The organism is Streptomyces liliiviolaceus, from assembly GCF_018070025.1.
Taxonomy (GTDB): Bacteria; Actinomycetota; Actinomycetes; order Streptomycetales; family Streptomycetaceae; genus Streptomyces; species Streptomyces liliiviolaceus.
Window position 1 is genome coordinate 1,805,984 of the sequence record NZ_JAGPYQ010000002.1, and the last position, 25,933, is coordinate 1,831,916.

Below are 25,933 nucleotides of genomic sequence, written 5' to 3' on the forward strand. Positions count from 1 at the left end.
CGGCCCCCGGTCATGTCCAGAGGAATCCGCCCACCCCTCGCAAGGAGGCCCGATGCCGACCCTCGGGGCCATCGCCGACGACTTCACCGGAGCAACGGATCTCGCCACGATGCTGGTCGCCCGCGGCTACCGCACCGTGGTGGCCGTCGGCTCCGACAGCATCGCCGACGAACCCGGGCGCACCGCGGTGGACGACGCGGACGCGGTCGTCATTGCGCTCAAATCGCGTACAGCGCCGGTCACCGAGGCCGTGGACTCCTCGCTCGCCGCGCTGCGCGCCCTGCGGGCGGCCGGCTGCCGGCGCTTCTACTTCAAGTACTGCTCCACCTTCGACTCGACGCCGGAGGGCAACATCGGCCCCGTGGCCGACGCGCTGCTGGAGGAGATCGGGGAACGGCGCGCCGTCGTCGTGCCGTCGTTCCCGGCCACCGGCCGCACCGTCTACCGCGGCAGGCTCTTCGTCCACGACGAGCTTCTCGACGAGAGCCCGATGCGCCACCATCCGCTGACCCCGATGCGCGACGCGCACGTGGGACGGCTGCTGACACCGCAGACCACGCACCCGGTACGGCTCGTGGGCCTGGACACCGTACGGGCCGGGGCCGCGGCTCTCGCGTCGGCCCTGGACGATCCCTCCCTCGCCGACGCGCTCGTCGTGGTGGACGCCACCGAGGACGAGGATCTGCGCACCATCTCGGCGGCCACCGCGCACCACCCGCTCGTCACCGGCGCCGCGGGACTGGCGCTCGGGCTGACCGGCCCGCGGCCGGGGGCCGCCCGCGTGGCGGCCGCGTCGCGTCCCGGCGATCCGGCCGTCGTGCTCTCCGGCAGCGCGTCCTCGGCCACCCGCGCCCAGGTGGCGCACGGCCGCGCCCACCTGCCGCACCGCAAGCTCGACCTCGCCGCGCTGCGGGCCGACTTCGAGAGCGCGGTCGACGAGCTGGTCGCGTTCGCCCGCGCGTGCTGGGAGCAGGACCCGCAGCGGCCACCCCTCCTGTACGCCGTCGGCGACCCGGGCGACCTCGACGACTCCCCCGCCGCGGCGGCGCTGGTGGAGAAGGCGCTGGCCGCCTGCGCCACGCGCCTGGTCGCGGCCGGGGCACGACGGCTGCTCGTCGCGGGCGGGGAGACGTCCGGCGCGGTGGTCACCGCGCTCGGCGTGCGCACGCTCACCATCGGGTCCCCGATCGCCCCGGGCGTCACGTGGGCCCGCGCCCAGGTCGCCGCCCTTCACGCCGACGACGGACCCGGCGGCAACCAACACACCGAGAAGGGCCACATCGTCGACGTGGCCCTCAAGTCGGGCAACTTCGGTGCCCCGGACATCTTCACCGAGGCTTGGAGCGCGCTCGTATGAACGACCCGCGACCGAACGACCCGCGGACCGAACTCGCGGCCGCGGGCGCCCACCTCGCCGCGCTCGGCCTCAGCCCCGGCTCCTCCGGCAACCTGAGCGTCCGCGAGGGCTCCCGGATCTATCTGACTCCCACCGGTACGGACCTGGCCCGCGTCGATCCCGACGCGCTCAGCGTCCTCGATCTGTCGGGGGCACACCTCGACGGGCCGAAGCCGTCCAAGGAATTCCCGCTGCACACGGCGTTCTACCGCCGCGACGCGTCGGCCCGGGCCGTCGTCCACCTGCACTCCCGCCATGCGGCGGCCGTGTCGTGTCTGCCCGCCTGGCACGAGCGGAGCGCCATACCCCCGCTGACGCCGTACTTCGTCATGCGCGTCGGCCAGACTCCCCTGCTGCCCTACGCCGCGCCCGGCGACAGCGGGCAGGCCGACCTGATGGAGTCCCTGCCGTTCCCGTTCCGGGCGGCGCTGCTGCAGAACCACGGCCCGGTCGTCGCGGGCCCCTCGATGTCCCTGGCGGTGGAGTCGGCGGTGGAGCTGGAAGAGGTCTCCGCGCTCTTCCTCGCCCTCGGCGAACGCGCCCCGCGACTCCTGTCGGCCGAGGAGATCGCACCGCTGGCGCGGAAGTACGGCGCGCCGTGGACCGTGGCCGGCTGACAGCCGGGGCTTGTCGGACTCCTCGACGAGGCCTTCGCGGCGTCGGCGTCGTGGCTCGTCGGATGGGTGCGGGTCCGGTGGGGGCCGAGCGCGCAGTTCCCCGCGCCCCTGACGGGGCGGGCACGCCCGCAGCCCATGGCCCATCCCTTCGATCCGTTCAGGGCGTGAGAATCCGGTCCTGCTCCGTCGGGGGCGTGCCGCTGTACCAGGGCAGGACCTCTCCGAAGCGGACCAGCTCGCCGTAGTGGTCGGGCTCGACCCGCTCGGCGAGGACCAGGTCGAGCACCGCGCGGGCGGCCCGGGCGGGCGACCGGGCCTGGCTGTAGTCGCTGAACCAGGGGCGCGAGGTGGCGGTGTCGACCATGCCGGGGCACACGGAGGCGATCAGGGTCCCGTCGGCGAGATCGCCGTGGCGGCGTTCGGCGGCGACCGCGCGGACGGCGGCGACCTGGGCCACCTTGGACGGCACGTTCAACCAGCGCGGCCAGCCCGCCTCCTCCGCGGTTCCGGCGTGAACGGCACACCGCCAGGACTCGACGGCGTCCTCGACCTCGTCGAGGCTCGCGCCGTCGAACAGGTGGTGCAGCCGCGGGTCGAGATGTCCGAGGGTGCCCAGGGTGCTGGCCACTACGAGCAACCGGCCGCCGGGACGCAGGACGGGCCCGAAGGAACGCAGGATCGCGTGGGTGGCGGTGTTGGAGACGTCGATGAACTCGTCGGCCCGCTCGGCCTGGGAGTCCTCGGGCAGCAGACGGGCGATGGCGTTGGAGAGGACGATGTCGACCCCGCCGTGCCGCGTCCGCAGTTCGCCGGCGAGGCGGGCGATGGCCTCGCGGTCGGAGACGTCCAGCACCCGGCCCTCCACCCGGCTGCGCGTACCGGGCGCCCGCGCCACCTCGCGGGCGGCCTCCGCGACGCGGCCATGGCTGCGCCCGGTGAGCAGGACCACGTCCTGCGGGCCCAGGCGGGCCGCCAGCCCCTCGACGAGAGCGCGGCCGAGCCCTTGGTTGGCCCCCGTGACGAGGGCGATGCGTGAAGCGGTCATGGAGCCACGCTAGGAAGGTCCGCGGGCATGCGTCCAACGAGAGTCGCGCACACCTGGTATGCGTAGTCCTCATGGACTTCACGCAGGTGTCACTGACCGCGCTCCGCGTCTTCCGCGCGGTCGCGGAACAGGGGACCTTCACCGCGGCGGCGGTGTCGCTCGGCTACACCCAGTCGGCGGTCTCCCGGCAGATCGCCTCCATCGAACGGGCGGCGGGCACGGAGCTGTTGGAGCGGCGGCGCGACGGGGTGCGGCTGACCGCCGCCGGCCATGTCGTCATGCGGCGCGCGACGGTCGTGCTCGACGAGATCGACGCGACCGCGCGCGAGCTGTCCGGCCTGCCCGGCCAGGCCGGGACCGTCCGGCTGGGCTGGTTTCCCAGCGCGGGAGCGGTGCTCCTGCCCGAGGCGCTGTCGGAGCTGCGCCGCACCGACCCCGGCCTGCACGTCGTCAGCAGGGAGGGCAGCACTCCGGCGCTCGTACGGGCCCTGCGCGCCGGAAGTCTCGATCTGGCCCTGCTGGCGGCGGCGCCCCCGTTCCGCGCGCCGGACGCGGAGTCGCCCCCGCTGGCGCTGGAGACGCTCACGGAACGCGCGCTGTGTCTCGCGGTGCCCGCCGCCCATCCGCTGGCCCGCGGCGACCACGTCGACGTGACCGCTCTGCGGGGGCAGCGCTGGATCGCCGGATCCGCCACCGGAGGGGACCGGTTGCTGGGGGTGTGGCCCGGTCTGGACGAGCGTCCCGACATCGCCCACACGGCCCGCGACTGGCTGGCGAAACTGCGGCTCGTCGCCGCCGGCTGCGGACTGACGACGGTGCCCGCCTCGCTCGCCGCCGCCGCACCGCCGGGGGTACGCGTCCTGCCCGTGCGCGGTGGGCCCCAGGAGCAGCGGCGTCTGCTGCTGGCCCGTCTTCCGCACCCGCCGGCCGACCCCGTCACGCGGGTGGCGGCAGCGCTCCGTGCCGCGGCCCGGGCGTGAATCTGGCGCAATCGAGTGTTGCCATTCCGTTTCGTCGCGCCGAGCCTGGGTGGCGCGGGAGCGCTCCCACGCCCCGTACACACCAAGAGAAGAGCCATCCGAAAGGAGCACACCTTGACTTGTCATGATCGCGTCAATCCTTCGCGGACGACCCTTGTCCTGAGCCTCCTCGCCGCCGTGCTGCTCTGCCTGATCCCCTGGAGCGCACCGGCCCACGCCCACGGTTCGGTGGTCGACCCGGCGTCCCGCAACTACGGCTGCTGGCTCCGCTGGGGAAGCGACTTCCAGAACCCCGCCATGGCACAGGAGGACCCCATGTGCTGGCAGGCGTGGCAGGACAACCCGAACGCCATGTGGAACTGGAACGGCCTCTACCGCAACGGCTCCGCCGGTGACTTCGAGGCGGTGATCCCCGACGGGCAGCTGTGCAGCGCCGGCCACACCGAGAGCGGCCGCTACAACTCCCTCGACGCCGTGGGCGCCTGGAAGACGACGGACATCGGCGCCAACTTCACCGTGAAGCTGTACGACCAGGCCAACCACGGCGCCGACTACATACTCGTCTATGTCACCCGCCAGGGCCTCGACCCCACCACCCAGCCCCTGAACTGGGACGACATGCAACTGGTCGCGCGGACGGGCAAGTACGCCCCCAGCCAGAACTACGCCATCGACGTGAGCACTTCCGGCCTCAGTGGCCGCCACGTCGTCTACACGATCTGGCAGGCGTCGCACATGGACCAGACGTTCTTCATGTGCAGCGATGTGAACTTCCGCTGAGAGTGACCGCCTGAGAGTGACCGTCCGGGCTTCGGCGGCCCGGGAGTCGGCCGTCAGGGAGCCGGCCGTCCGGGAGTGGCCACCGCACCCTCACCGCGTCTGCTGCAGCGGCAGGCACAGATGGAGTTCGTAACCGCCGTCGGGGGCGGGGCCCGCGATGACGGTGCCGCCCAGCAGCTCGGCTCTCTGGCGCAGGCCGGCCAGGCCGTGGTGGGCGCCGGGCAGCAGCAGGGCGGGCCGGGTGGGCGCGGTGTTGGTGACGGCGGCCCGTACCGTCCCCTCGGCGAGCCGTATACGGATGGCGGCCTTCGCTCCGGGGGCGTGCTTGCGGACATTGGTGAGGGCCTCCTGCACGGTGCGGTAGACGGCGCGCTGGATGGTCGCGGGCAGGGCGTCCGGCAGGTCGGTGTGCAGTTCGGTCTCGATACCGCTGGTGTCGACCAGCCGCTGCAGATCGGCCAGGGACGGCTGCGGGGTCAGTTCCGTCGGACGGCTGCCGGCGGCGCGCAGCACGCTCACCATGTGCCGCAGTTCCTCCAGGGTCTGCACGCTCAGCCGTCTGATGGTGGCCGCGGCCTCCTGCGCCATCGGTTCCCGGCTGCCCACCTGCAGCGCGCCCGCGCGGACCGCGATCAGACTGACCTGGTGGGAGACCACGTCGTGCATCTCCCGGGCCAGTTGCGCCCGTTCCTTGGCCAGCACGCTCTGGGCCAGCAGTTCGCGTCCGTGTTCGCGCGCCTGGGAGATCTCGGCGAGCCGCAATGACAGTTCGCGGCGGGCCTGCACGAGTTGGCCGAGGAAGACCGGTGCCGCCGCGGTGGCCAGGCTGTAGGTGACGGTGATCAGGTCGGACGGATCGGAGAAGTCGGCGAACGCCGGCGAGGGCCACATCCACCAGGTGATGTCGCAGGCGGCGAACATCAGTGCGCAGACCACCAGGAGCACCCGGCTCCGGCTCAGCGAGGCGAGGGCGTACAGCGCGGCCAGGGTGGCGAACACCGCGTCGCTGACCAGGGTCGCGGGAAGGGCGCACAGGAAGGCCACCAGCGGGAGATGGCGTCGCAGCGACAGCGCCGCCGCGGCCAGTACCGCGACGGCTCTGCGCTCCGGGTCGTCGGCTTCGACGTGCACCCAGATGTCCAGCAGGGAGATACCGATGAGCAGGGCGTCCATCACCGGGGCCGGGATGCGCCGGGCCGCGACCCAGCGCCGTGGGCGCGCGGCGCACTGCGCCCAGTCCTTCGGACGCTTGGCGGAAGGCTCCCGACCGCCGTCGTGCGCGCGGGATTTCACCCTTCCCCCTGAGGGCTCGGCGGTTTGAGCAACCCCGCGCGTTCGGCCAGCAGGGCGGCCTGGACCCGGCTGCCCACCCGCAGTTTGGACAGCAGGGCACTCACGTGGTCCTTGACCGTGCCGGTGCTCAGGTGCAGTTGTGCGGCGATGGCGGCGTTCGGCAGCCCTTCCGCGATGAGGATCAGGACGGCCTTCTCGCGGCCGGTCAGCTGGGTGACGCGGCGCAGGGCGGCCTGCTGGGGGCCGTTGGCGAGGTAGCCGTCCACGACGGTGCGGGTGATAGAGGAGGACAGGACGACTCCGCCCTGTGCCAGCGTGCGTACCAGCACGGGCAGTTGTACGGGGTCGGTGTCCTTCAGCAGGAACCCCGATGCTCCCGAGCGCAGGGCGGCGGCCACGTACTCGTCCATGTCGAACGTCGTGAGCATCGCCACCACCGGCGCCGCCGGCAGCAGCCGCAGCTGGGCCAGCACACTCAGCCCGTCCACGTCCGGCATCCGGATGTCCAGCAGCACCACGTCGGGTGTCAACCGCCGTGCCGCCGCGACCGCTTGACCGCCGACGACGGCGCCCACCACCTCGATGTCGTCGGCCGCGGAAAGGATGTGCTCGAAGCCCGTGCGGATCAACGCTTCGTCGTCGACCACCAGTACGCGAATCACGTGCGCCCCTATCGCCGTGGACCGCTTGAGGATTCGTACCACGCGGGAGACCGTCCGGGGGTTCCCTCGGTGACGGTTCCCGCTGGGCGACGGAGGGCTTCCAGCCGGTCGGCTGGACGATGGCGGCCACTTGCCGGATGGGCCCGGACCGGTGCGCCGCGTCAGCCTGAAACCCATGACACACGACGCGCCTTCAGCCTCCGCACCGGCCCTTCCCTCGCCGGTCCCGCGGCCGAGCCGGCCGGCCGACGTCCCCCTCAAGTCATCGGCCGGCCGGCTCATCGGTATCGATCTCGCCCGTGGCCTGGCGGTCTTCGGCATGTACGCCGCCCATGTGGGCCCCGAGCCGGCCATGGGCGGGCCGGTGGGCTTCCTCGCCGAGCTGGCCCGCGGCCGGTCCTCCGCGCTGTTCGCGCTGCTCGCCGGGTTCTCCCTGGTCCTCATCACCGGCCGCCCGCAGTCGCACACCGGCCGGGCCGGACGGCAGGCGGTGGGCCGGATCGTGCTGCGCGCGCTGATCCTGATCGCCGCGGGCTACGCGCTCACCGCCCTGGACACCGACGTCGAGGTCATCCTCTCGTTCTACGGGCTGATCTTCCTGCTCGTCCTGCCGCTGTACCGGCTGCGCGCCCGCACCCTGGCCCTGCTCGCCGCCGCGAGCGCCCTGCTCATGCCCGTGCTGGTGTACGTGGTGCAGCAGGCGATCTACGACGGCGACTGGGCCGACACGATCATCGCGGCGGATCCGCTGGCGCGCGTCAGCGACACCGACGGCCTGCTCGAACTTCTGTTCACCGGCTCGTACCCGGCGCTCACCTGGATGCCGTTCATGATCGCGGGCATGGCGGTCGCCCGTCTCGATCTCACCCAGGCCCGGACCCGCACCCGGCTCGCACTGACCGGTGGCGGACTGGCCGTGCTCGGCTACGGCGGCTCCTGGGTGGCGCTGCACCTCGTGACGGGCGCCTTCTCCACGATCGCCGCGGCCACGGACGGCGGCGGGGCGGGGTCGGCCTGGTGGTCGGACACCGTCGGCTACCCCGTCGACGAGACCCCGGCCGTATGGCTGCTGGTGGGCGCGCCCCACAGCCAGACCACGTTCTCCGTCCTGGGCAACACCGGTGTCGCCCTGCTCGTGGTGGCGGCCTGTGTCACCGTCGCCGCCCGGATGCCGCGTCTGACGCGAGCCGTCCGGCCGGTCACCGCCGTGGGCATGATCGCGCTGACCGCCTATGTCGCGCACATCCTCGCCATCGACGTGGTCGGCATGGAGGAGGAACCCGGCCCGGCCCTGGTCGCGCTGACCGCATTCGTCACCGCGGCCATGCTGCTGGCGACCGTCTGGACGCGGTGTTTCCGCCGCGGTCCGCTGGAGTACGTGCTGTACCGCACCACCCGCATCACACGTCACATCAGGTAACACCCGTCGCGGCCCACCGGGTTCGGCCGGGTCGGGGCGTCAGCGGAGGGCGACGGCCAAGGTGACGGCATCGAAGATCACTCGTTTGACCGTACTGACAGTTCTTCCTCGTCCCCCGAAAGAGCTAAACGATCATGTTTGTGCGCTGGCAGACACCCTCGGACGGCGACCTGCGTGTGCTCGATGTGCGGCGCGCGGAAGCCGCGCTCATGGAGCACTACGCGCGGTTGGTCCGGCTGGTCTACGTCACTCTCCCCCGTTCTCCGGGCCGCCACCGGCGGGTCCTCGCCGCCCACGGCCTCGTACAGCGGGCGCTGCCCCACCGGGCGCCGGCCATACCGGGCCGGCGTCGCGCGGGGGACGCCCGGAACGCGGCTCCGGACGAGTACGGGGTCCTGCGGACGTCCGTACTGCGGGCGGCCATGGCCCAGGACGCGCGGCCCGGCCCGCTGCCCCGCTCGTGGGGCTGGTGGCCTGGGCGCCCCACGCTGCCGACGGTGTGGGGGCTGCGTGTCTTCCCCCAGTCGGGAGGCGCCGAGGAACTGCTGCTGGACCGGGCCCTCGCGCAGGCCGGCTGGCCGGTGCGGGCGGCCGTCGCGCTGCTCGTCCTGGAGGAGCTGTCCGCCGACGAGGCGGCCGCCGTCCTGCGCGACACCGGCGTGGCCGAGCCCTCAGAGGCCCTGCTGGCCGCCAGGCGGCTGGTCGACGAGAGCGGCCCGCACCCCTCGGGCAGCGGCACGGGTGCGGCGGAAGCGGCCACCGGATCTCGGCCGCCTTCGGTGGCCGACGGCTCCGGGACACCCGTATCCGCTCTGCTCGCCCCGGAGTTCGACCCCTGTCTGCTGCACGCTCGGCCGACCGATCTGCTCCGCCGCAGGCACCGGGTGCGCACGGCGGTGACCGGCGCCCTGCTGGCCGCGTGCGTCGGAGCCGTCTCCCTCTCCCTCGCGGGCGACAGCGGTGTCCCCGCCGACAGAGGGCGCGATTGGACGGACTCGAAGGCGGTGGGCGCCGCGCTGCTGCGTCAGACGCCCGCCGACGTCTGGGCGGACACCGCCCGGGTCGACTTCACGGCCTGGCCCGCCCGCGGCGCCCGGACCGGCGACCGGGCGCTGCTGGAGCGCGCCATGCGGGCCTGGTCGGACCCGTCCTGGCGGGGGCGGCGGTCGCAGGAGGCCGGAGCGGCGTCCACCGGCAGCGGCCGGGCGCCCCATCTGCTGTTCGCCGACGACGTCGACGGACGCGCGGTCGTCGTCCTGCACGACGACCTGACCACCGTGCGCTACAGCGAACCGCTGGACGGCGACGGCGCGCCCGAGCTGGTGTCCGCCCTCACCGACGGCGCGAGCGTGACGACCGCCGCCGCGGTCGTCGTCTCCCGCACTCCCGAGTCCGTACGGATGCTGCTGGCGCCGTGGATCGCCGAGGCGGGCACCCGCGATCTGCTGGCACCGGACACGCCTGCCCGGGACGTGTCCCGTTCCCGCACCGGCCTCACCGAGCCGCTGCCGGTGCCGTCGGCCGACGGCGACTGCCGTACGTGGCCCGTCGTGCAGTTGCGGTCCTCGACCCGCATCGTCGAGAAGCACGCGTTCCTGCTCAGCGACCTCGGCGGTATCTCGCCCGTCCATCTGACCTACATGCCGCCGCCGGAGCCGGGGGCACGGCCGCGCCCGCCCCGGGAGGCCACCGGCACGGACGCGCTGCTGGGCTGGGCACGCACCGCCTGCCGGCTGAACGGTCTGCGCGGCCACGGGGTGCGCGCGGTGAACCACTGGGTCTTCGCCCAGCAGGATCTGCCCGAGAGCGCCGGACGGGCCACCTGGGTCTGTGCCCGCGCCGACACCTGGCGCGGTCCCGGCCGTGTGGAGTACCTCTTCCTCGGACCGGGCAGCGGACCCGCCCGCTCCGCCGGCGTCCGCGCGAACACCGCCGAGTGCAGCCGGTTCGGCCAGCACGTGCTGGCCGACGTCGACTGGCGGGCCCCTTCCGGGTCCTCGTACCTGCTGGCCGCCGGAAGCAGGTCCGTCGACCGCATCGAGGCGTCGGGACCGCTGCGTGCCAAGTCCGACGGGCGCTTCCTCGCCGTCCGCGCCCCCAGGAAAACCTCCGACGCGAAGGTCGTCGGAGAGCTCCCCGAGCGTGCCGAGGTCCGGGCCCCCTGACCGAACGGCTGCTCGGTCAGCGCTCGTTGCTCAGCTCGCTGTTGAGGGCCTGGAGGAAGTCGGCGATCGTCTGCAGCTGTTCGGGGGTGAACTTCTGGCGCGCGGCCTCCGTGCTGCGCGCCAGAGGGCTGAAGTACTCACGGGCGAGCGCACGGGCACCCGCGTTGTAGGTCAGGTGGACCACCCTGCGGTCGGTGCTCTCGCGGGTGCGGCTGATGTGGCCCGCGCGTTCGAGCCTGTCCAGGCAGGCCGTGACGGCTCCGGAGGTGAGGTCGAGGCGCTCCCGCAGGCGCGAGGGCGTCATCGGCTCGCCGTCGGTCGCCGAGGCGTCCAGGATCGCGGCCAGCGCGTGGACGTCCGTGGCATGCAGTTCGTTGGCCTGGGCAAACGAGTGGGCGATCCGGTTGAACTCGCTGTTCAGCGCGCGCAGCAGGACGGCGTAGGCCTGGAGATCGCTGGCGGGGCCTTCATGGCTGTCCGGACTGTTGGGCTGCATGGGACAAGGATAATATCTCTCAATGGTTGAGATACTTTCTCTTTGAGTTATCTTTGCACTCGGCCGCTGTCCGGTCCTCGTCCTGCGCCACGCCTGTGGGGAAAGCTGTTGAGAAAGTCAATGAACACTGTGCGTCGACCCGCCCGATGGCTGGTCCCCCTGGTCCTCGTCGTCGTCTGGCTCGGTCTCGGCGGAGCGTTCGGCTCCTACGCGGGCAAGCTCGGGGACGTCTCCACGAACGACCAGGCGGCCTTCCTGCCGCAGAACGCCGAGTCCACCAAGGTCATCGAGCAGCAGAAGGCCTTCGCCGAGCGCGAGACCCTGCCCGCCATCCTCGTCTGGACCGCCGAGGGCGGCGGTGAGGTCTCCACGGCCCAACAGGGCTCCGCGACCCGGATCCTGGAGTCGCTCGCCGACGTGGAGGGCGTCGAGAGCAGGCCCTCACCGGCCCTGCGCTCACAGGACGGAGCCGCGCTCCAGGGCGTGGTCCCGCTGCGCCCGGACCTCGGGGAACAACTCGGCGACGTGCTGGACGAGTTGGAGCGGGCCGCGGGGGACGTCCCCGGGGCACGCGTCCAGATCGCCGGACCCGCCGCCACCCAGGGGGACCTCGGCGAGGCTTTCGCGGGCATCGACGGAATCCTGCTGGGAGTTGCCCTGGCAGCCGTTCTGCTCATCCTGCTGCTGGTCTACCGCAGTGTTCTGCTGCCCTTCACGATCATCATCAGCGCCGTCTTCGCCCTCGGTATCGCCTGTGCCATCGTCTATGTGCTGGCCGACCACGACATCGTGCGCGTGGACGGTCAGGTGCAGGGCATCCTCTCGATCCTCGTGATCGGCGCCGCCACCGACTACGCCCTCCTGCTGACGGCACGTTTCCGTGAGGAACTCGCCCGCAGCGGCGACCGTTTCCAGGCCGCGTGGAAGGCGCTGCGCGACTCCTTCGGGGCGATCACCGCCAGCGCCGCGACCGTGGCCCTGGGACTGCTCGCCCTGCTGCTCAGCGACCTGACCAACAACCGTGCGCTGGGACCCGTCGGGGCGATCGGCATCGTGTGCGCCGTACTGACGACCCTGACGTTCCTGCCCGCGGTGCTCGCCCTCATGGGCAAGGTGGCCTTCTGGCCGGCCAAGCCCCGCTCGGCCGACGCGGAGACGGGCGGACACGGGATCTGGCGGCGCGTCGCCCACTGGGTGGACACGCGCCCCCGGCGGCTGTGGATGGCCTCCGCCGCGCTGCTCGTGGCGGGTGCGGCGTTCTTCCCCGCGCTGCAGTCGAAGGGGGTGCCCCTGGACGAGCTGTTCGTCAACGACGCACCGTCCGTCGCGGCGCAGGAGACCCTGGGCCGGCACTTCCCCGGCGGCTCCGGCCAGCCGGTCGTGATCATCGCGGACGCTGACCGGCGTACGGAGGTCACGCGCGCCGCCGCCTCGACGAAGGGCGTCGCCGAGGCACAGGCGGTGGCCTCGTCGGGCCGACCGGGCGGGAAGCCACTGGTCGTGGACGGCCGGGTGCGGATCGACGCCGTCCTGGACGCCGCGCCGGACAGCGACTCGGCGAAGGACACCGTGCAGAAGCTGCGCGACCGGCTCCACACGGCCGACGCCGACGCCCTGGTCGGCGGCTACACCGCGCAGCAGTACGACACCCAGCGCACCGCGGAGCACGACCGGACCCTGATCATCCCCGTCGTCCTGGCGATCATCCTGCTGATCCTCGTCGTCCTGCTGCGCTGCCTCCTGCTGCCGGTGATCCTGGTGGCCACCGTGGCGCTGAACTACCTCGCCACGCTCGGGATCGCGGGCCTGGTGTTCCGGCACGGCTTCGGCTTCTCCGGGACGGACGCCTCGGTGCCGTTGTACGGGTTCGTGTTCCTCGTCGCGCTCGGAGTCGACTACAACATCTTCCTGATGTCACGCGTGCGGGAGGAGACGCTGCAACTGGGCACGCGGCAGGGCATGTTGCGCGGCCTGATCGCCACCGGCGGTGTGATCACGTCCGCGGGCGTGGTCCTGGCCGCCACCTTCGCGGCCCTGATCGTCATCCCGCTCGCGTTCCTCGCGCAGATCGCCTTCATCGTCGCCTTCGGCGTGCTGCTCGACACGATCGTGGTGCGCTCGCTGCTGGTCCCGGCCCTGGTGAGGGACATCGGCCCGGCCGTCTGGTGGCCCGGCCGCCTCGCGCGCCGACGGTAACGGGCTGAGGCTGCCGGGGACCGAAGGGGCCGGAGACGGCCGGGGCCGGGCAACGAAGAAGGCAAGGAGTCGTGTGCTCCTTGCCTTCTTCAAGCTATAGCTCACCGGGGGGCTTGCCGCAAGACCCCGGTCGTGGCGCAGAATCACCGGCCGAAGCCGGAGACCACCGGACCGGCTTCGGAGTTCCTACGCCGTTGAGTTGGGGTTTCGATGATTGACGTGATCGTTGTGGGCGCGGGACCGACCGGCCTGATGCTGGCCGGCGAACTGCGGCTGCACGGTGTGCACGTGGTGGTGCTGGAGAAGCTGACCGAGCCGACCGCGGAGACCCGGGGCCGTGGCCTGCACACGCGCAGCGTCGAGGTGATGGATCAGCGCGGGCTGCTGGACCGCTTCCTCGCGGTCAGTGAGAAGTTCCAGGCCGGTGGGCTCTTCGGCGGCATCATGAAGCCGTGGCCCGACACGCTGGACACGGCCCACCCGTACGGTCTGTCGACGCTGCAGCCGGTCACCGAGCGGCTGCTGGAGGAGCGGGCCCTCGAACTCGGCGCCGAGATCCGGCGCGGCCGTGAGGTGGCCGGACTGAGCCAGGACGAGGACGGGGTGACCGTCGAGCTGACGGACGGTACGCGCCTTCGTTCGCGCTACCTCGCCGGGTGCGACGGCGGACGCAGTGCGGTACGCAAGCTGCTCGGCGTCGGCTTCCCCGGCGAGCCCGCCACGGTCGAGACGCTGCTGGGCGACATGGAACTGACCGCGGACGCGGCGACGGTCGAGGCCGTCGTCGCGGAGGTCCGCAGGACCCAGCTGCGGTTCGGCACCATCGCCAACGGCGACGGAACGCACCGGGTGATCGTGCCCGCCGACGGGGTGGCCGAGGAGCGGGCGACCGCGCCGACCCTCGACGAGTTCAAGCAGCGGCTGCGGGACGTCGCGGGCACCGACTTCGGTGTGCACTCGCCGCGCTGGCTGTCCCGGTTCGGCGATGCCACCCGGCAGGCCGAGCGCTACCGGGTCGGGCGGGTGCTGCTGGCGGGCGACGCAGCGCACATCCATCCGCCGACCGGCGGGCAGGGGCTCAACCTCGGTGTGCAGGACGCCTTCAACCTCGGCTGGAAGCTGGCCGCCGCGGTCGACGGCTGGGCGCCGGACGGACTCCTGGACAGCTACCACGACGAACGGCACCCGGTGGGCGCCCGCGTGCTCGACAACACCCGGGCGCAGATCACGCTGCTGGGGACGAGTGCGGGTGCGGTCGCGCTGCGTGAGCTGTTCTCGAAGCTGATGGACTTCGAGGAGGTGAACCGCTACGTGACCGAGATGATCAGCGCGGTCGGGGTGCGCTACGACTTCGGTGAGGGCCACGACCTGCTCGGCCGCCGTATGCGGGACATCGAGCTGAAGCACGGACGCCTCTACTCGCTGATGCACGACGGCCGCGGCCTGCTGCTCGACCGGACCGGCGGCCTCTCGGTCGCGGGCTGGACGGACCGCGTCGACCATGTGGTCGACGCGAGCGAGCAACTGGACGTCCCGGCGGTCCTGTTGCGCCCGGACGGCCATGTGGCCTGGGCCGGCGAGGACCAGGAGGACCTGCTCGCCCACCTGCCCAAGTGGTTCGGGAGGGCGGCCGGTTGAGCGTCCCGTGGGCGGCGACGGCGGCACGGTCGCGGGGCGGGGTGTCGTCACAGCCGCCGGACGCGCAGTACCCCGGTCAGCATCGGGAGTGTGAACGCGCCGTGGGCGGTCTCCGGTCGGCTCGCGAGGTACGCGTGGAGCCGGCCCAGGGTGGCCTCGCGTTCCTGTGACGGCATGACCAGCATCCCCGCGCGTGTCGCGACGGTCGCGACCAGGGAGGCGGCGGTGCGGCGCTGTCCGTGCGGGAAGGCGGCCTGCTCCGGTGAGCCGAAACGGGCGGCCGCGGCCGTCGCCGGAACGTGCACGTCCGCCGTCTCGGCGCGCCAGCCGGTGGATGTGTCGCGCGGACCGACGGCGGCGCTCCCGCCGACCCGTGCGAGCCCGGACACCCACTCGACCCCGTCGTCCATGACGTTCCACAGACCGGCCAGGACGCCGTCGGGCGCGAGGACCCTGGCGATCTCGGGTCCCGCTACGGCCATGTCGAACCAGTGCATGGCGTTGCCCGCCAGCACGGCGTCGACGGACCCGTCGGGCAGCGGGATCGCCTCGGCGCTTCCCGGCAGGGCACGCACTCCCGGCAGTGCGCGCCGCAGCTCGGTCAGCATCGCCGGATCGGGCTCGACCGCGACGACGTCGGCGCCCAGCGCGAGCAGCGTGGCGGTGAGCTTGCCGGTTCCGGCGCCTAGGTCGAGTACGCGCGGGCCGGCCGCGGGTTCGAGCGCCCAGCGCACCGCGGTCCGCGCGTAGTCCGGACGGTGCTCGGCGTAGGCGACGGCCGCCGCGCCGAACGAGGAGGAGTGGAGCAACCGCTCGTCCTGATCCATCGGGTCACCCTATGACCCATGAGGGCTGCCGCCGCTCCACCGTCCGCCGGCGCTCCACCGTCCCGTGCGGCTGCCCGCTCCGTGGGATCCGTGGGAACCGCCTCCGGTCTGCGAGGATGCTTCGTATGGATGTGCGACACAGGAACCATGTGACGGTGTCCGGGCGGCCCGGCGGGCCCGTCGTGATGCTGGCGCACGGGTTCGGTTGCGACCAGAACATGTGGCGTCTGGTGGCCCCGGCACTGGAGCGCGACTTCACCGTCGTGCTCTTCGACCACGTGGGCGCGGGGCACTCGGATCTGTCGGCGTGGAGCCCGGACCGGTACGCGACGCTCGACGGTTACGTGGAGGACGTGCTGGAGCTCTGCCGGGAGCTCGCGCTCGGCCCCGTGACGTTCGTGGGGCATTCCGTGAGCGCGATGATGGGTGTGGTGGCCGCCGTCCGGGAACCCGAGGCGTTCGCCGGACTCGTGCTGCTGGCCCCCTCGCCGCGGTTCGTCGACGACCCCGTGACCGGTTACCGGGGCGGGTTCGACGCCGAGGACATCGATGAGCTCCTGGCAGCGCTCGACGCGAACTATCTGGGCTGGTCGGGCGCCATGGCCCCGGTGATCATGGGCAATCCGGAGCGGCCGGAACTGGGCGAGGAGCTGACCAACAGTTTCTGCCGCACCGATCCGCACATCGCCCGGGTCTTCGCCCGCGTGACGTTCCTGTCCGACAACCGCGAGGATCTCCCCCTGGTGAAGGTCCCCACGCTGGTCGCGCAGTGCTCCAGCGACGCGATCGCTCCCCGGGAGGTGGGCGAGTTCGTGCACGCCCGGATTCCGGGAAGCCGCCTGGTGACGCTCGACGCCACCGGGCACTGCCCGCAGCTCGCCGCTCCGGAGGAGACCACGGCGGCGATCGCCTCGTTCGTGGAAGCACTCGCCTGATGGGCAGATCCTGCGGCGAGGAGAACGGGGTGGCCGGGGCAGGCGCGGCGCGTGGCGCGGACGGAACGACCGAGGCACACGGGGCGGCGAGCGTCTGGCGCACGGGCGACCTCCACTCCTCCGACGACCGGGCGCAGTTCTCCGCGCTGCTGGAGGACAGCGCCGAGGATCTGTACGAGCACGCGCCCTGCGGCTATCTGTCCACCCTGCTGGACGGCAGGATCGCGAAGGTCAACACCACGCTGCTGGACTGGCTGGGCTACGAGCGGGACGACCTGCTGGGCCGCAGACACTTCTCCGACCTGCTGACCGTCGGCGGGCGGCTCTACCACGAGACCCACTTCGCCCCGCTGCTGAGACTGCAGGGCGAGGTCAGCGGCATCGCCCTGGAACTCAAGACCGCCGACGGCTCCCGTCTGCCGGTCCTGGTCACCTCGACCGTGCGGACGGGCAGGGACGGGCAGCCGCTGCTGATCCGCACCACCCTCTTCGACGCGCGCGACCGCCGCGCCTACGAGACCGAGCTGCTGCGCGCCCGCGAGGAGGCCGAGCGGGAACGCGAACGGCTCCAGCGCCTGGCCGCCACCCTGCAGAAGACGCTCCTGCCGCCGGCCCTGGCCAACGTGCCCGGGCTGGACGTCTCCGCGTACTACCACATCGCCTCCGTCGACGAGGTCGGCGGCGACTTCTACGACCTGTTCCCGCTGGCCGAAGGCGCCTGGGGACTGTTCCTGGGCGATGTGTGCGGCAAGGGCGCCGCCGCCGCGGCCGTCACCTCGCTCACCCGCTACACCCTGCGGGCCGCGGCCGTGTACGACCCCGACCCGGTGGCCGTCCTCGGCAACCTCAACACCGTCCTCAACCACGAGTACAACGGCTCCGACCCCCGCTTCTGCACGGTCATCTTCGGTCTGCTGACCCCGGACCCCGACCAAGGCGGCTTCCACGTCACCCTGGCCAGTGGCGGTCATCCGCCCGCCCTGCTGATGCGCGCCGACGGCACCGCCGACCAGCTGCCCACCCCGGGCGGACAGCTCATCGGTGTGCTGGCCGACGCCCACATCGGCACCACCGCCGTCCGGCTGGCCCCCGGCGACACCCTGCTGCTGCACACCGACGGGCTCACCGAGGCCCATGTCAACGCCGTCGACGGCGAGGACCGCTACGGCGACGACGCCCTTCTCGATTTCGCCCGCACGCTGGCTCCCACCACCGCCTCGGACACCGTCGGCGCGATCCGCGACCTGCTCGACACCTTCGGCAGCGGCGTGGACGACGACACCGCCGTCCTGGCTATCCATGTGCCCCGACCTCCCAGTGGAGAGCTCACGTGACCCGACGCCTGACCCTCCGCACCCGCACCGCTCCCGCCGGACCGGTCATCGAGCTCGCCGGGGACCTGGACCACTACAGCGCCCCCGAGGTACGCGCCGCGCTGCCGGGACTCGACCTGCGTCCGGGCCGGCAGCTCGTCCTCGACCTCGGCGGTGTCACCTTCTGCGACTCCAGCGGTATCACCGTGCTCATCGCGGCCCGCAATCACGCCTTGGCGGCCGGTGCGGGCATCGCCCTGGCCGCCGTACCCGATCCCGTCAGCCGGATCTTCCGTATCGTCGGCCTGGACCAGGTCTTTCCCGTCCACCCGACGGTCCTGGCCGCCGAAGCCGCCTGGCGGCCGACCGCGGGCTGACACCGGGTCCGACACCGGATGCCGGGGACGGGTGCCGGGCCGGATGCCGGGGTCTGGCTCACTCCTGGATGGAGGCCATGCCCATCGGCGCGTAGCGCTCCCCTGCCGCGGCTCCGACCGGTATCGCGGCGCTCAGTCCGGCGAGGGTCGCGGGGTCGAGCCGGACGGCCGCGGCGGCGACGTTCTCTTCGAGCCAGGTGCGCCGCTTCGTACCGGGGACGGCTGTCACTCCTTCCTGGGCCAGCACCCAGGCAAGGGCCAGGCGGCCGGGCGTCACGCCGAGCTCGTCCGCCGTCGCGACGATCTGGTCGAGCAGCGACAGGTTCTGTGCGAGGTTCGCGTCGGCGAAGCGTGGTGAGGTGCGGCGGAAGTCATGGGCCGGCAGGTCCCGCACCGATCGCACAGCACCGGTGAGGAAACCGCGGCCGAGCGGCGCGTACGCGACGAAACCGATGCCCAGCTCACGGACCGTGTCGAGTACGCCGTTGACCTCGACGTCACGGCTGAACAGCGAGTACTCGGTCTGCACCGCCGACAGGGGGGCGGTCGCGTGCGCCGCCCGGATGCTCGCCGGGGACGCCTCGCTGATACCGAGGTGGCGCAGCTTTCCCTCCGTCACCAGATCGGCGAGGGCACCGAAGGACTCCTCGACGGGGACACCGGGGTCGACCCGGTGCAGGTAGTACAGATCGATGTGGTCCGTGCCCAGCCGGCGCAGCGAGCCCTCCACGCACGCCCGCAGGTAGTCGGGGCCGCCGTTGGGGCCGCCGACGAACCGTCCGCTCCCGTCGAGCGTGACACCGCCGCCCTTCGTCGCCACGACCAGTCCGTCGCGGCGGCCTTTCAGCGCCCGTCCCAGGAGTTCCTCACCGCTGAAGGGCCCGTACATGTCGGCGGTGTCGAACATCGTGACGCCGAGGTCGACCGCGCGGTGCACCGTCCTGATGGCCTCCGCCTCGTCCGGGGTGCCGTACATGGCGGTCATGCCCATGGTTCCGAGTCCCTCGACGGAGGAGACCAGGCCGTGCGAGCCGATCTTGTGGGTCCGCAAAGTCATGTCCTCGCCTTGATCGTCCGCTTGCAGGTGGCTGTTCCGGTGGTTCATCGGGTGCCCGCCCCCACGAGGTCGGCGGTCGCGTCCCAGAGCCGTCCTGCCATGGCCGGGTCGAGGCCCGCCCTGCCCGGTCGGCGCAGGGCCGGGGAGCCCTTGAAGCCGCCGAGGCCGTCCGGTCCGACGTAGGCGTTGCCGGGTACGTCCTGGGTCGCGGCGTAGAGCACCGACAGGGCTCCGCGTTCCGGGTCGTTGGTGAGGAACGTGAACCGGTTGACGACGTTCGACTTCGACTGCGCCGCCAGCGAGGTACGGGCGATGCCGGGGCTGGCGAGCACCGAGCGCACGGGGCTGCCGGTGGCCGTCAGCCGGCGCTGGAGCTCCAGGGAGAAGAGGACGACGGCGAGCTTCGACGCCTGGTAGGCCTGCATGCCGTTGTGCTTGCGGGTCCGCCAGTCGAGGTCGTCCAGGTCGATCTTCCCCTGCTTGTGCAGCTCGCTGGTGACGTGCACCACGCGGTCGGTGAGGTGCGGGAGCAGCAGGGTGGTCAGCAGGAACGGGCCGGTGTAGTTGGTGGTCGTCTGCAGATCGAGGCCGTCGGCGGTGCGCGCGGCGGGGATGTCCATCACCCCGGCGTTGTTGATCAGGATGTCGATGTCGCCGGTCCAGGCGTCGGCGAAGGCGCGTACCGAGGTCAGGTCGGACACGTCGAGGGGCCTGATGTCGAAGGTGCCGGGCAGGTCGGCGACGGCCCGGCGGGCCTTGTCGGTGTCGCGTACTCCGAGGACGACGCGGGCGCCGGCCCGGGCGAGTTCGCGTGCCGTGATCAGGCCGAGGCCGCGGCCGGCGCCGGTGACGACGACCGTGCGGCCGGTGAGATCCGGGAGTTCGTCCGCCGTCCAGCTGTTCGTGTGCATGATTCCTGGCTCCCTGATTCGGGGGGTGCGGGGTCGGTGCTGCGGGGCGATCGGTGATCGCGACTTCAGTGAACTCGCCGCGCCAGGACGGTGGAAGGACACGCTCAACCACTGAATGGGAGGTCGTGGATAAGCCCTGCCGGATGCCCAAGGATGGGGCTCATGGACCACACGTTCGACCGCTCGTCCCTGGGCGCCTTCCTGCGTACTCGACGCTCGGCGCTGCAACCCGAGGATGTGGGCCTGCGCCGTGGGCAGCGCCGCCGTGCTCCGGGGCTGCGCCGCGAGGAGGTCGCGGAGCTGTGCACGATGTCCGCCGACTACTTCGCGCGACTGGAACGCGGCGACGGACCGCAGCCGTCGGAGCAGATGGTCGCGGCCATCGCCCGCGGTCTGCGGCTGACCCCGGACGAACGCGATCACCTGTTCCTGCTGGCCGGCTACCGCACCGCCCGCCGTGACGCGCGCCTTCACCATGTGAGCCCCGGGCTGATGCGGGTCATGGACGGCCTGGCGGGCACCACCGCCCAGGTGATGGGCCCGCTCGGCGAGACTCTGCTGCAGACGCCGTCCGCGGTGGCGCTGCTCGGCCACCAGACCCAGTACACCGGCAACGCCCGCAGCGCCACGTACCGGTGGTTCACCGATCCGGTCGCCCGTGAGCGGTACCACCCCGACGGGTACGACAGGAACAGCCGGACCAATGTGGCGCTGCTGCGGGCGGCCGTCACCCGGGACGGGCCCGGCTCCACCGCGGCGGACCTGGCGGACGTCCTGCTGCGCACCAGCGAGGAGTTCGCCCGGTTGTGGGAGCGCCACGAGGTGGGCCTGCGGTGGAGCGAGACCAAGCGGTTCGTGCATCCCCAGGTCGGGGAGCTGGACCTCTACTGCCAGCTCCTGCTGGAACCGGACCAGGGCCAGTCGTTGCTCATCTTCACCGCGACGCCGGGCACGGAGAGCCACGAGAAGCTCGCCCTGCTCACCGTGCTGGGCACCGACCGGTTCGCCGCCGGCACCACCGGGTGATGCCATCCGTGGCCGGACGGGGTCACAGGCCGAGGTAGATCCGCCGTACCCGCGGGTCCTGGCCGAGCTCCTCGGAGGTGCCCGTCATGGCGACGCTGCCGTTCTCCATGACCAGGCAGTGACTCGTCGCGCCGAAGGTGAGTTTGGCGTTCTGCTCGACGAGAAGCAGGCTCAGCCCTTCCTCGCGCAGCCGTCTCAGCGCGCTCAGGATCTCCCCGACGAGTTTGGGCGAGAGCCCCATGGACGGTTCGTCGAGGAGGAGGATGCGCGGCCCGGCCATCAGGGCGCGACCGATGGAGAGCATCTGCTGCTGCCCGCCGGAGAGCGCGCCGGCGAGGCGCCCGCCCATCTCGCCCAGTACGGGGAAGAGTTCGTGCACCTCGGCCAGCGTGGCCCGGGTCCCGGCGTCCCACCGGCGGGCGTACGCGCCGAGCAGCAGGTTCTTCTCGACGGTCAGGCCGGGGAACACATGCCTGCCCTCCGGTACGTAGCCGATGCCGTGCCGGACCATGTCGCGGGCCCGTGTCCGGGTCAGGTCGCGTTCGCCCAGGGTGATGCGTCCGCCGCCGCGCGGCACCAGTCCCATCAGGGCCTTGAGGGTGGAGGTCTTCCCCGCGCCGTTGGCGCCGATGATGCCCACCGACGCCCCGGGCGCCACGCTGAAGCTGATGGAACTGACCGCGCGGACCCCGCCGTAGTGGACGGACAGGTCGTCGACGGTGAGGGTGGCCGGAGTGTCCGTGTCGGGTGCGGTCGTTCGCCGGAAGGGGATGGTCCTGAGCGGACCCATCGGGCTCATCGGGTCGCCTCCTTCGAAGCGGGTGGAGGCGAAGCAGGCGGAGGCCCCGGCTCCGGCCCTGGCCCCGCGTGCGGGTGCGGTTCCGGTCGCGGTACGTCCGCCATCGCCGAATCCCCGAGATACGCCTCGATGACCTCGGGCGCGGCCACCACCTCGGCCGGTGTGCCCTCCGCGATGACCCCGCCGCTGGAGAGCACGGTGACGCGCTCGCACAGCGACATGACCAGGCCCATGTTGTGCTCGATGAGGACGACCGTCGTGCCGCTGTCCCGGATGGAGCGCACGATGTCGGCGAGTTGGCGTACCTCCTCGCCGTTCAGTCCGGCGGCCGGTTCGTCGAGCAGCAGCAGGCGGGGCCGGACGGCCATGGCGCGGGCGATCTCGATGCGCCGCTGGATGCCGTAGGGCAGCGACCCGGGCGCCGCCTCGGCGAAGTCGGTGAGCCCGAAGCGGTCCAGGAGTTCCTGGGCCCGGCGGCGCAGTCGCCGCTCGCGGCGGACGACTCCGGGCTGCCACACGGCGTACTGCCAGATGGTGTGTGTCCTGGTGCGGTCGAGGGCGACGAGGATGTTCTCGCGGACCGTCAACTGGCCGAACAGGCGCAGGTTCTGGAAGGTGCGGGCCAGGCCGAGGAGGGACAGGGTGTAGGGGCGGGCGGTGGTGGTGGCGCGGCCGGCGAACCGTACCTGTCCCGAGGTGGCCCGGTAGAAGCCGCTGATGACGTTGAACAGGGTGGTCTTGCCGGAGCCGTTGGGGCCGACGATGCCGCGGATCTCGCCGGGGGCGACCGTGAGGGAGACGTCGTCCAGGGCTCGCAGTCCGCGGAAGTCCTTGGTGACGGACCGGATGTCGAGGAGGGGCCCGGTGGTGGCCGCAGGGCGCTCGACGGGCTCGTACGGCTGGAAGGGGCGCAGTCGGGCACGGTCCTCACCCGGGCTCCCGCGCGGTCGCCGCCGGTGCACGAAGTCCCTTGCGCGGGTGGGGATTCCGGCGAGGCCGGTCGGTGCGAAGACGACCATGACGACGACCACCACGCCGTATCCGAGCTGTGCGTAGGTCGAGAAGTCGGAGAGCCACTCGCGGATCAGGGTGAGCCCGATCGCGCCGACCACGCAGCCGACGAGGGAGCGCCGGCCGCCGATGACGACCATGGCGAGCAGGATGAACATGTTGCCGATGGAGAAGGTCTCCGGGGCGACATAGCGGATGAGGCCCGCGTACAGCACTCCGGCGAGGCCCCCGTACAGGCTCGCGAGCAGGAACGCGGTCATGCGCAGCAGGGGGATCTCCGCGCCCATGGCGCCCGCGGCCAGGGAGTCGTCGCGCATCGCGCGCAGCCGTCGCCCCAGGTGCGTACGGACGACGAAGAGTCCGAAGCCGAGGCCGAGCGCGCAGACCACCAACTCCAGGTAGTAGTAGAGGTATTCGCTGGAGAGGTCGATGCCGGGCAGGGTGGGCAGCGGGATGCCGGATATTCCGTCGGCTCCGCCGGTGACGGAGGCGTTGGTGATCCAGTTGATGAAGCCCAGTGCCAGACCGAGGGTGACGATCCCCAGATAGTGGGACTGCATGCGCAGGGCGGGGATGCCGACGAACAGGCCCGTCGCCACGGTCGCGAGCACCGCGACCACGGCCGCCGCCCAGAACCCGTATCCGGAGTCGGTGGTGAGGATGGCGAGCGTGTACGCGCCGACGCCGAAGAAGGCGACCTGGGCGAGGTTGATCTGCCCGGAGATACCCATGGCCAGGCCCATGCCGATGGCCAACAGGGCATAGATGAGGGCGATGTTGACGACATGGATGGAGTAGCCGCCGAGGCCGTACGGCAGCAGCCAGGCGGCCACCGCCAGGGCCCCGAGGGTTGCGGCACGGAACTTCACGCGCGGCTCACCGTCCTCTCCCCGAAGACACCCATCGGGCGGATCATGATGGCGGCGGTGAAGACCAGGAAGGTCACCAGCACCGAATAGCCCTGGAAGTGGCCGGCCGCGTAGGAGTCCAGGACGCCGATCGCGAGGCCGCCGACGACCGCGCCGGGGACGGAGCCGAAACCGCCGAGCATCGCGGCGGCGAACCCCTTGATGCCGAGGGCGCCGCCGAGTGAGGCGTCGACGTACAGCATCGGTCCGACGAGACCACCCGCGAGGGCGGCGAGGCCCGCGCCGATGGAGAAGGCGAGCGCGTTGCTCCGACCCACGTTGATACCGACCGCGGTGGCCGCCTCGTGGTCCATGGCGACGGCCTGCATGGCGGCGCCGCGCTTGGTGCGCGCGAGGAACCAGGCGAGGCCCAGCACCGCGAGGGCCGCGACGGCCATCACGAGCAGGTCGTACGTGCGCACGCGCACCCCGAACACATCGAGCGGGGCGGCCGGTACGGGTGAGCGGACCGCCCGTCCGGTGGTGCCCCAGATCAGGATGGCGACGGCCTGGAGGACGATGCCGAAGCCGATCGTGCCGATCAGCATCAGGTCGAAGTCCTTGTTCTCCAGGGGCCGCAGCACCCGCTCGATGACCAGGCCGATCGCCGCGGTGACCGCGATGGCGACGACCATGGCGACGGCGAAGGGCAGCTTGTAGGTCAGGTAGAAGGTGGAGGCGGCGTAGGCGCCGATCATGGCGATGTCGGCGTGCGCGAAGTTGACCAGGCCCATGGTGCGGTAGACCAGGGAGAACCCCATGGCGACCAGGGCGTAGACCGCCCCGAGGCTGAGGCCTCCGACGAGTGTCTGCAGTGTCTCCTGCACTTCGGTGCTCCCCAGGTTCCCAGTGCTCCCGATGCCTACTGCTGCGGGACGAGTTCGCCGTCGCGGATGACTCCGATGGTGGTCCTGGTGATGCCGACGCCCGACTCGTCGTACCGGAAGTCGCCGAGCAGACCCTTGTACCGGGTGTCGCGGATGGCGTCGGCGAGTTCCTGGCCGCTCGCCCCGTTGCTGGTCTTCAGCGCGGTGAGCAGGATGTTCGCGCCGTCGTAGGCCTTGGCGCCGTGCAGTTCCGCCTCCTTGCCGTACGCGTCCTGGTACGCGGCGGCGAACTTCTTCGAGGCGTCGCTGACGTCGTTGCTCAGATAGGGCGAGCTGACGATGGTGCCTTCGACGGCGGCCTTTCCGGCGGTGTCGATGAAGACGGGGGTGCCCTGGGGGGCCGCGCCCGCGAAGGGGGCGGTGATGCCCAGGTCCCGGGCCTGCTTGACGATCAGGCCCGCCTCGACCTCCTCCGAGCCGATGAAGATCACCTGCGGTTTCGTGGACCGGATCTTCGTGAGGGCCGCGCTGAACTCCTTCTGGTCGGTGGTGACCACCTGGTCGGTCGACGGGGTGACACCGAGGTCCTTCACGGCCTTCAGGAACGCGTCGTGCTCGCCCTTCCCGAAGGAGCCGTTGTTCGTGATCATGGCGATCTTCTCGTAGCCCTTGTCCTTCACCAGGTGCTGGGCGAGCGTCGAGTCGTAGGTGGTGCTGGTCGGCCCGTTGAGGAAGAGGTACGGGCTCTTCAGCGCGACCAGCCCGTCGGACTGCCCGGAGGTGATGTTCGGGATCTTCGCCTGTTGCAGCACCGGACCCATGGCGATGGTCACCGCGCTCTCCGCCGTGCCGATCATGGCGACGTACTTGTCGCTGACCAGCCTGCGGGCGATGTTGGTGCCGGTGGTCGGGTCGCCCTGGTCGTCGAAGAGCTTCAGCTGGATCTTGCGGCCGTCGACCCCGCCCTTCTCGTTCCACTCGTCGACGGCGAGCTTGGCACCCTTGTACTCCCAGTCGCCGAGCGAACTGAGCTGTCCGCTCTGCGCGTTGACGACGGCGACCTTGATGGGACCGGAGGACGCCTTGGTGTCGTCGTCCGACTCACCGGGCGCGCTGCACGCGGTGAGGGCGACGGCCAGCGCCGAGGCGGTGCAGACGACAGCTCGGGCGGTGGTGCGCGTGCCGGTGCGTGGTCGTGGGGTGCTGCTGCGGGTCATGGGGTCACCTCGTTGTGGGCGAGCGGTGAACGGACAG

At 71.9% G+C, this 25,933-nt stretch carries 23 protein-coding genes; 12 read left to right on the forward strand and 11 right to left on the reverse strand.

The genetic code is table 11. From position 1 onward, the window contains the following. Positions 1-52 precede the first annotated feature (52 nt). Positions 53-1,357, forward strand: a complete 1,305-nt coding sequence (otnK, locus tag J8N05_RS43325) for a 3-oxo-tetronate kinase (RefSeq protein ID WP_210893071.1) — start codon at positions 53-55, stop codon at positions 1,355-1,357. Next, the gene (locus tag J8N05_RS43330; protein WP_210893072.1) at positions 1,354-2,013 is read left to right on the forward strand and encodes a class II aldolase/adducin family protein; all 660 of its coding nucleotides are present in this window, start codon (positions 1,354-1,356) and stop codon (positions 2,011-2,013) included. Before otnK ends, J8N05_RS43330 begins: the two co-directional genes overlap by 4 nt. Positions 2,014-2,170: 157 nt before the next feature. Here the strand turns inward: J8N05_RS43330 and J8N05_RS43335 are convergent, their stop codons facing one another. Continuing rightward, positions 2,171-3,058 (reverse strand): SDR family NAD(P)-dependent oxidoreductase, encoded by an 888-nt coding sequence (locus J8N05_RS43335; protein ID WP_210893074.1) that lies wholly within the window; start codon positions 3,056-3,058, stop codon positions 2,171-2,173. A gap of 71 nt (positions 3,059-3,129) precedes the next feature. Between J8N05_RS43335 and J8N05_RS43340 the strand changes: the two genes are divergently transcribed. Together J8N05_RS43340 and J8N05_RS43345 are read left to right on the forward strand one after the other, a co-directional pair. Next, positions 3,130-4,038: a LysR family transcriptional regulator gene (locus J8N05_RS43340; protein WP_210893076.1), complete on the forward strand. Its 909-nt coding sequence runs from the start codon at positions 3,130-3,132 to the stop codon at positions 4,036-4,038. 114 nt (positions 4,039-4,152) lie between these two features. Continuing rightward, positions 4,153-4,818 carry a lytic polysaccharide monooxygenase auxiliary activity family 9 protein gene (locus J8N05_RS43345; RefSeq protein ID WP_210893077.1) on the forward strand — a complete coding sequence of 222 codons (666 nt, stop codon included), beginning with the start codon at positions 4,153-4,155 and terminating at the stop codon, positions 4,816-4,818. 90 nt (positions 4,819-4,908) lie between these two features. Here J8N05_RS43345 and J8N05_RS43350 read toward each other — a convergent pair whose 3' ends face one another. Continuing rightward, entirely contained in the window at positions 4,909-5,991 is a 1,083-nt protein-coding gene (locus J8N05_RS43350; RefSeq protein WP_210894289.1) for a sensor histidine kinase, read from the reverse strand. A 116-nt stretch (positions 5,992-6,107) separates the two neighbouring features. Beyond that, on the reverse strand, positions 6,108-6,773 hold the full coding sequence (locus J8N05_RS43355) for a response regulator (protein WP_210894291.1): 666 nt from the start codon (positions 6,771-6,773) through the stop codon (positions 6,108-6,110). Between the two features lie 175 nt (positions 6,774-6,948). Here J8N05_RS43355 and J8N05_RS43360 point away from each other — a divergent pair, with 175 nt between their 5' ends. Together J8N05_RS43360 and J8N05_RS43365 are read left to right on the forward strand one after the other, a co-directional pair. Further along, complete coding sequence (locus tag J8N05_RS43360; RefSeq protein ID WP_210893079.1) at positions 6,949-8,193, forward strand: DUF418 domain-containing protein; 1,245 nt, start codon at positions 6,949-6,951, stop codon at positions 8,191-8,193. 134 nt (positions 8,194-8,327) lie between these two features. After that, a complete protein-coding gene (locus J8N05_RS43365) occupies positions 8,328-10,358 on the forward strand; it encodes a hypothetical protein (protein ID WP_210893081.1) in 2,031 nt (676 codons plus the stop codon). 16 nt (positions 10,359-10,374) lie between these two features. Here J8N05_RS43365 and J8N05_RS43370 read toward each other — a convergent pair whose 3' ends face one another. Then, on the reverse strand, positions 10,375-10,854 hold the full coding sequence (locus tag J8N05_RS43370) for a MarR family winged helix-turn-helix transcriptional regulator (RefSeq protein ID WP_210893083.1): 480 nt from the start codon (positions 10,852-10,854) through the stop codon (positions 10,375-10,377). A gap of 120 nt (positions 10,855-10,974) precedes the next feature. Here J8N05_RS43370 and J8N05_RS43375 point away from each other — a divergent pair, with 120 nt between their 5' ends. Continuing rightward, positions 10,975-13,050: an MMPL family transporter gene (locus J8N05_RS43375; protein ID WP_210893085.1), complete on the forward strand. Its 2,076-nt coding sequence runs from the start codon at positions 10,975-10,977 to the stop codon at positions 13,048-13,050. 210 nt (positions 13,051-13,260) lie between these two features. Beyond that, a complete protein-coding gene (gene rox / locus J8N05_RS43380; protein ID WP_210893087.1) occupies positions 13,261-14,688 on the forward strand; it encodes a rifampin monooxygenase in 1,428 nt (475 codons plus the stop codon). A 47-nt stretch (positions 14,689-14,735) separates the two neighbouring features. Here the strand turns inward: rox and J8N05_RS43385 are convergent, their stop codons facing one another. Beyond that, on the reverse strand, positions 14,736-15,515 hold the full coding sequence (locus J8N05_RS43385; RefSeq protein WP_210893088.1) for a class I SAM-dependent methyltransferase: 780 nt from the start codon (positions 15,513-15,515) through the stop codon (positions 14,736-14,738). Between the two features lie 125 nt (positions 15,516-15,640). On the opposite strand from J8N05_RS43385, the gene J8N05_RS43390 reads away from it, so the two are divergent. From J8N05_RS43390 to J8N05_RS43400, 3 genes are read left to right on the forward strand one after another with little or no spacing between them, the layout of a single operon-like run. After that, the gene (locus J8N05_RS43390; protein WP_210893090.1) at positions 15,641-16,450 is read left to right on the forward strand and encodes an alpha/beta fold hydrolase; all 810 of its coding nucleotides are present in this window, start codon (positions 15,641-15,643) and stop codon (positions 16,448-16,450) included. Then, positions 16,450-17,784 (forward strand): PP2C family protein-serine/threonine phosphatase, encoded by a 1,335-nt coding sequence (locus J8N05_RS43395; protein ID WP_210893092.1) that lies wholly within the window; start codon positions 16,450-16,452, stop codon positions 17,782-17,784. The genes J8N05_RS43390 and J8N05_RS43395 overlap by 1 nt, the downstream gene beginning before the upstream one ends. Next, positions 17,781-18,140 (forward strand): STAS domain-containing protein, encoded by a 360-nt coding sequence (locus tag J8N05_RS43400; protein WP_210893095.1) that lies wholly within the window; start codon positions 17,781-17,783, stop codon positions 18,138-18,140. Before J8N05_RS43395 ends, J8N05_RS43400 begins: the two co-directional genes overlap by 4 nt. A gap of 58 nt (positions 18,141-18,198) precedes the next feature. On the opposite strand, the gene J8N05_RS43405 is transcribed toward J8N05_RS43400, so the two are convergent. Further along, the gene (locus J8N05_RS43405; RefSeq protein ID WP_210893097.1) at positions 18,199-19,197 is read right to left on the reverse strand and encodes an aldo/keto reductase; all 999 of its coding nucleotides are present in this window, start codon (positions 19,195-19,197) and stop codon (positions 18,199-18,201) included. A 44-nt stretch (positions 19,198-19,241) separates the two neighbouring features. Then, a complete protein-coding gene (locus J8N05_RS43410) occupies positions 19,242-20,108 on the reverse strand; it encodes an SDR family NAD(P)-dependent oxidoreductase (RefSeq protein WP_210893099.1) in 867 nt (288 codons plus the stop codon). Between the two features lie 162 nt (positions 20,109-20,270). On the opposite strand from J8N05_RS43410, the gene J8N05_RS43415 reads away from it, so the two are divergent. Further along, positions 20,271-21,134: a helix-turn-helix transcriptional regulator gene (locus J8N05_RS43415; protein ID WP_456339987.1), complete on the forward strand. Its 864-nt coding sequence runs from the start codon at positions 20,271-20,273 to the stop codon at positions 21,132-21,134. 22 nt (positions 21,135-21,156) lie between these two features. Here the strand turns inward: J8N05_RS43415 and J8N05_RS43420 are convergent, their stop codons facing one another. The 4 genes from J8N05_RS43420 to J8N05_RS43435 are packed head-to-tail and all read right to left on the reverse strand — an operon-like array spanning position 21,157 to position 25,896. Next, a complete protein-coding gene (locus J8N05_RS43420; RefSeq protein WP_247706932.1) occupies positions 21,157-21,933 on the reverse strand; it encodes an ABC transporter ATP-binding protein in 777 nt (258 codons plus the stop codon). Further along, a complete protein-coding gene (locus J8N05_RS43425) occupies positions 21,930-23,813 on the reverse strand; it encodes a branched-chain amino acid ABC transporter ATP-binding protein/permease (protein ID WP_210893103.1) in 1,884 nt (627 codons plus the stop codon). The genes J8N05_RS43420 and J8N05_RS43425 overlap by 4 nt, the downstream gene beginning before the upstream one ends. After that, entirely contained in the window at positions 23,810-24,679 is an 870-nt protein-coding gene (locus tag J8N05_RS43430) for a branched-chain amino acid ABC transporter permease (protein WP_210893105.1), read from the reverse strand. Before J8N05_RS43430 ends, J8N05_RS43425 begins: the two co-directional genes overlap by 4 nt. Before the next feature lie 35 nt (positions 24,680-24,714). Beyond that, positions 24,715-25,896, reverse strand: coding sequence for an ABC transporter substrate-binding protein (locus J8N05_RS43435; RefSeq protein WP_210893107.1), 1,182 nt, complete (start codon positions 25,894-25,896; stop codon positions 24,715-24,717). Positions 25,897-25,933 lie beyond the last annotated feature (37 nt).

Bases quoted from the DNA above. Each gene is read 5' to 3' on its own strand.
- otnK (WP_210893071.1), top strand. From the start codon at position 53: ATGCCGACCCTCGGGGCCATCGCCGACGACTTCACCGGAGCAACGGAT.
- J8N05_RS43330 (WP_210893072.1), top strand. From the start codon at position 1,354: ATGAACGACCCGCGACCGAACGACCCGCGGACCGAACTCGCGGCCGCG.
- J8N05_RS43335 (WP_210893074.1), bottom strand. From the start codon at position 3,058: ATGACCGCTTCACGCATCGCCCTCGTCACGGGGGCCAACCAAGGGCTC.
- J8N05_RS43340 (WP_210893076.1), top strand. From the start codon at position 3,130: ATGGACTTCACGCAGGTGTCACTGACCGCGCTCCGCGTCTTCCGCGCG.
- J8N05_RS43350 (WP_210894289.1), bottom strand. From the start codon at position 5,991: ATGGACGCCCTGCTCATCGGTATCTCCCTGCTGGACATCTGGGTGCAC.
- J8N05_RS43360 (WP_210893079.1), top strand. From the start codon at position 6,949: ATGACACACGACGCGCCTTCAGCCTCCGCACCGGCCCTTCCCTCGCCG.
- J8N05_RS43365 (WP_210893081.1), top strand. From the start codon at position 8,328: ATGTTTGTGCGCTGGCAGACACCCTCGGACGGCGACCTGCGTGTGCTC.
- J8N05_RS43370 (WP_210893083.1), bottom strand. From the start codon at position 10,854: ATGCAGCCCAACAGTCCGGACAGCCATGAAGGCCCCGCCAGCGATCTC.
- J8N05_RS43375 (WP_210893085.1), top strand. From the start codon at position 10,975: ATGAACACTGTGCGTCGACCCGCCCGATGGCTGGTCCCCCTGGTCCTC.
- rox (WP_210893087.1), top strand. From the start codon at position 13,261: ATGATTGACGTGATCGTTGTGGGCGCGGGACCGACCGGCCTGATGCTG.
- J8N05_RS43385 (WP_210893088.1), bottom strand. From the start codon at position 15,515: ATGGATCAGGACGAGCGGTTGCTCCACTCCTCCTCGTTCGGCGCGGCG.
- J8N05_RS43390 (WP_210893090.1), top strand. From the start codon at position 15,641: ATGGATGTGCGACACAGGAACCATGTGACGGTGTCCGGGCGGCCCGGC.
- J8N05_RS43395 (WP_210893092.1), top strand. From the start codon at position 16,450: ATGGGCAGATCCTGCGGCGAGGAGAACGGGGTGGCCGGGGCAGGCGCG.
- J8N05_RS43405 (WP_210893097.1), bottom strand. From the start codon at position 19,197: ATGACTTTGCGGACCCACAAGATCGGCTCGCACGGCCTGGTCTCCTCC.
- J8N05_RS43410 (WP_210893099.1), bottom strand. From the start codon at position 20,108: ATGCACACGAACAGCTGGACGGCGGACGAACTCCCGGATCTCACCGGC.
- J8N05_RS43415 (WP_456339987.1), top strand. From the start codon at position 20,271: ATGGACCACACGTTCGACCGCTCGTCCCTGGGCGCCTTCCTGCGTACT.
- J8N05_RS43420 (WP_247706932.1), bottom strand. From the start codon at position 21,933: ATGAGCCCGATGGGTCCGCTCAGGACCATCCCCTTCCGGCGAACGACC.
- J8N05_RS43435 (WP_210893107.1), bottom strand. From the start codon at position 25,896: ATGACCCGCAGCAGCACCCCACGACCACGCACCGGCACGCGCACCACC.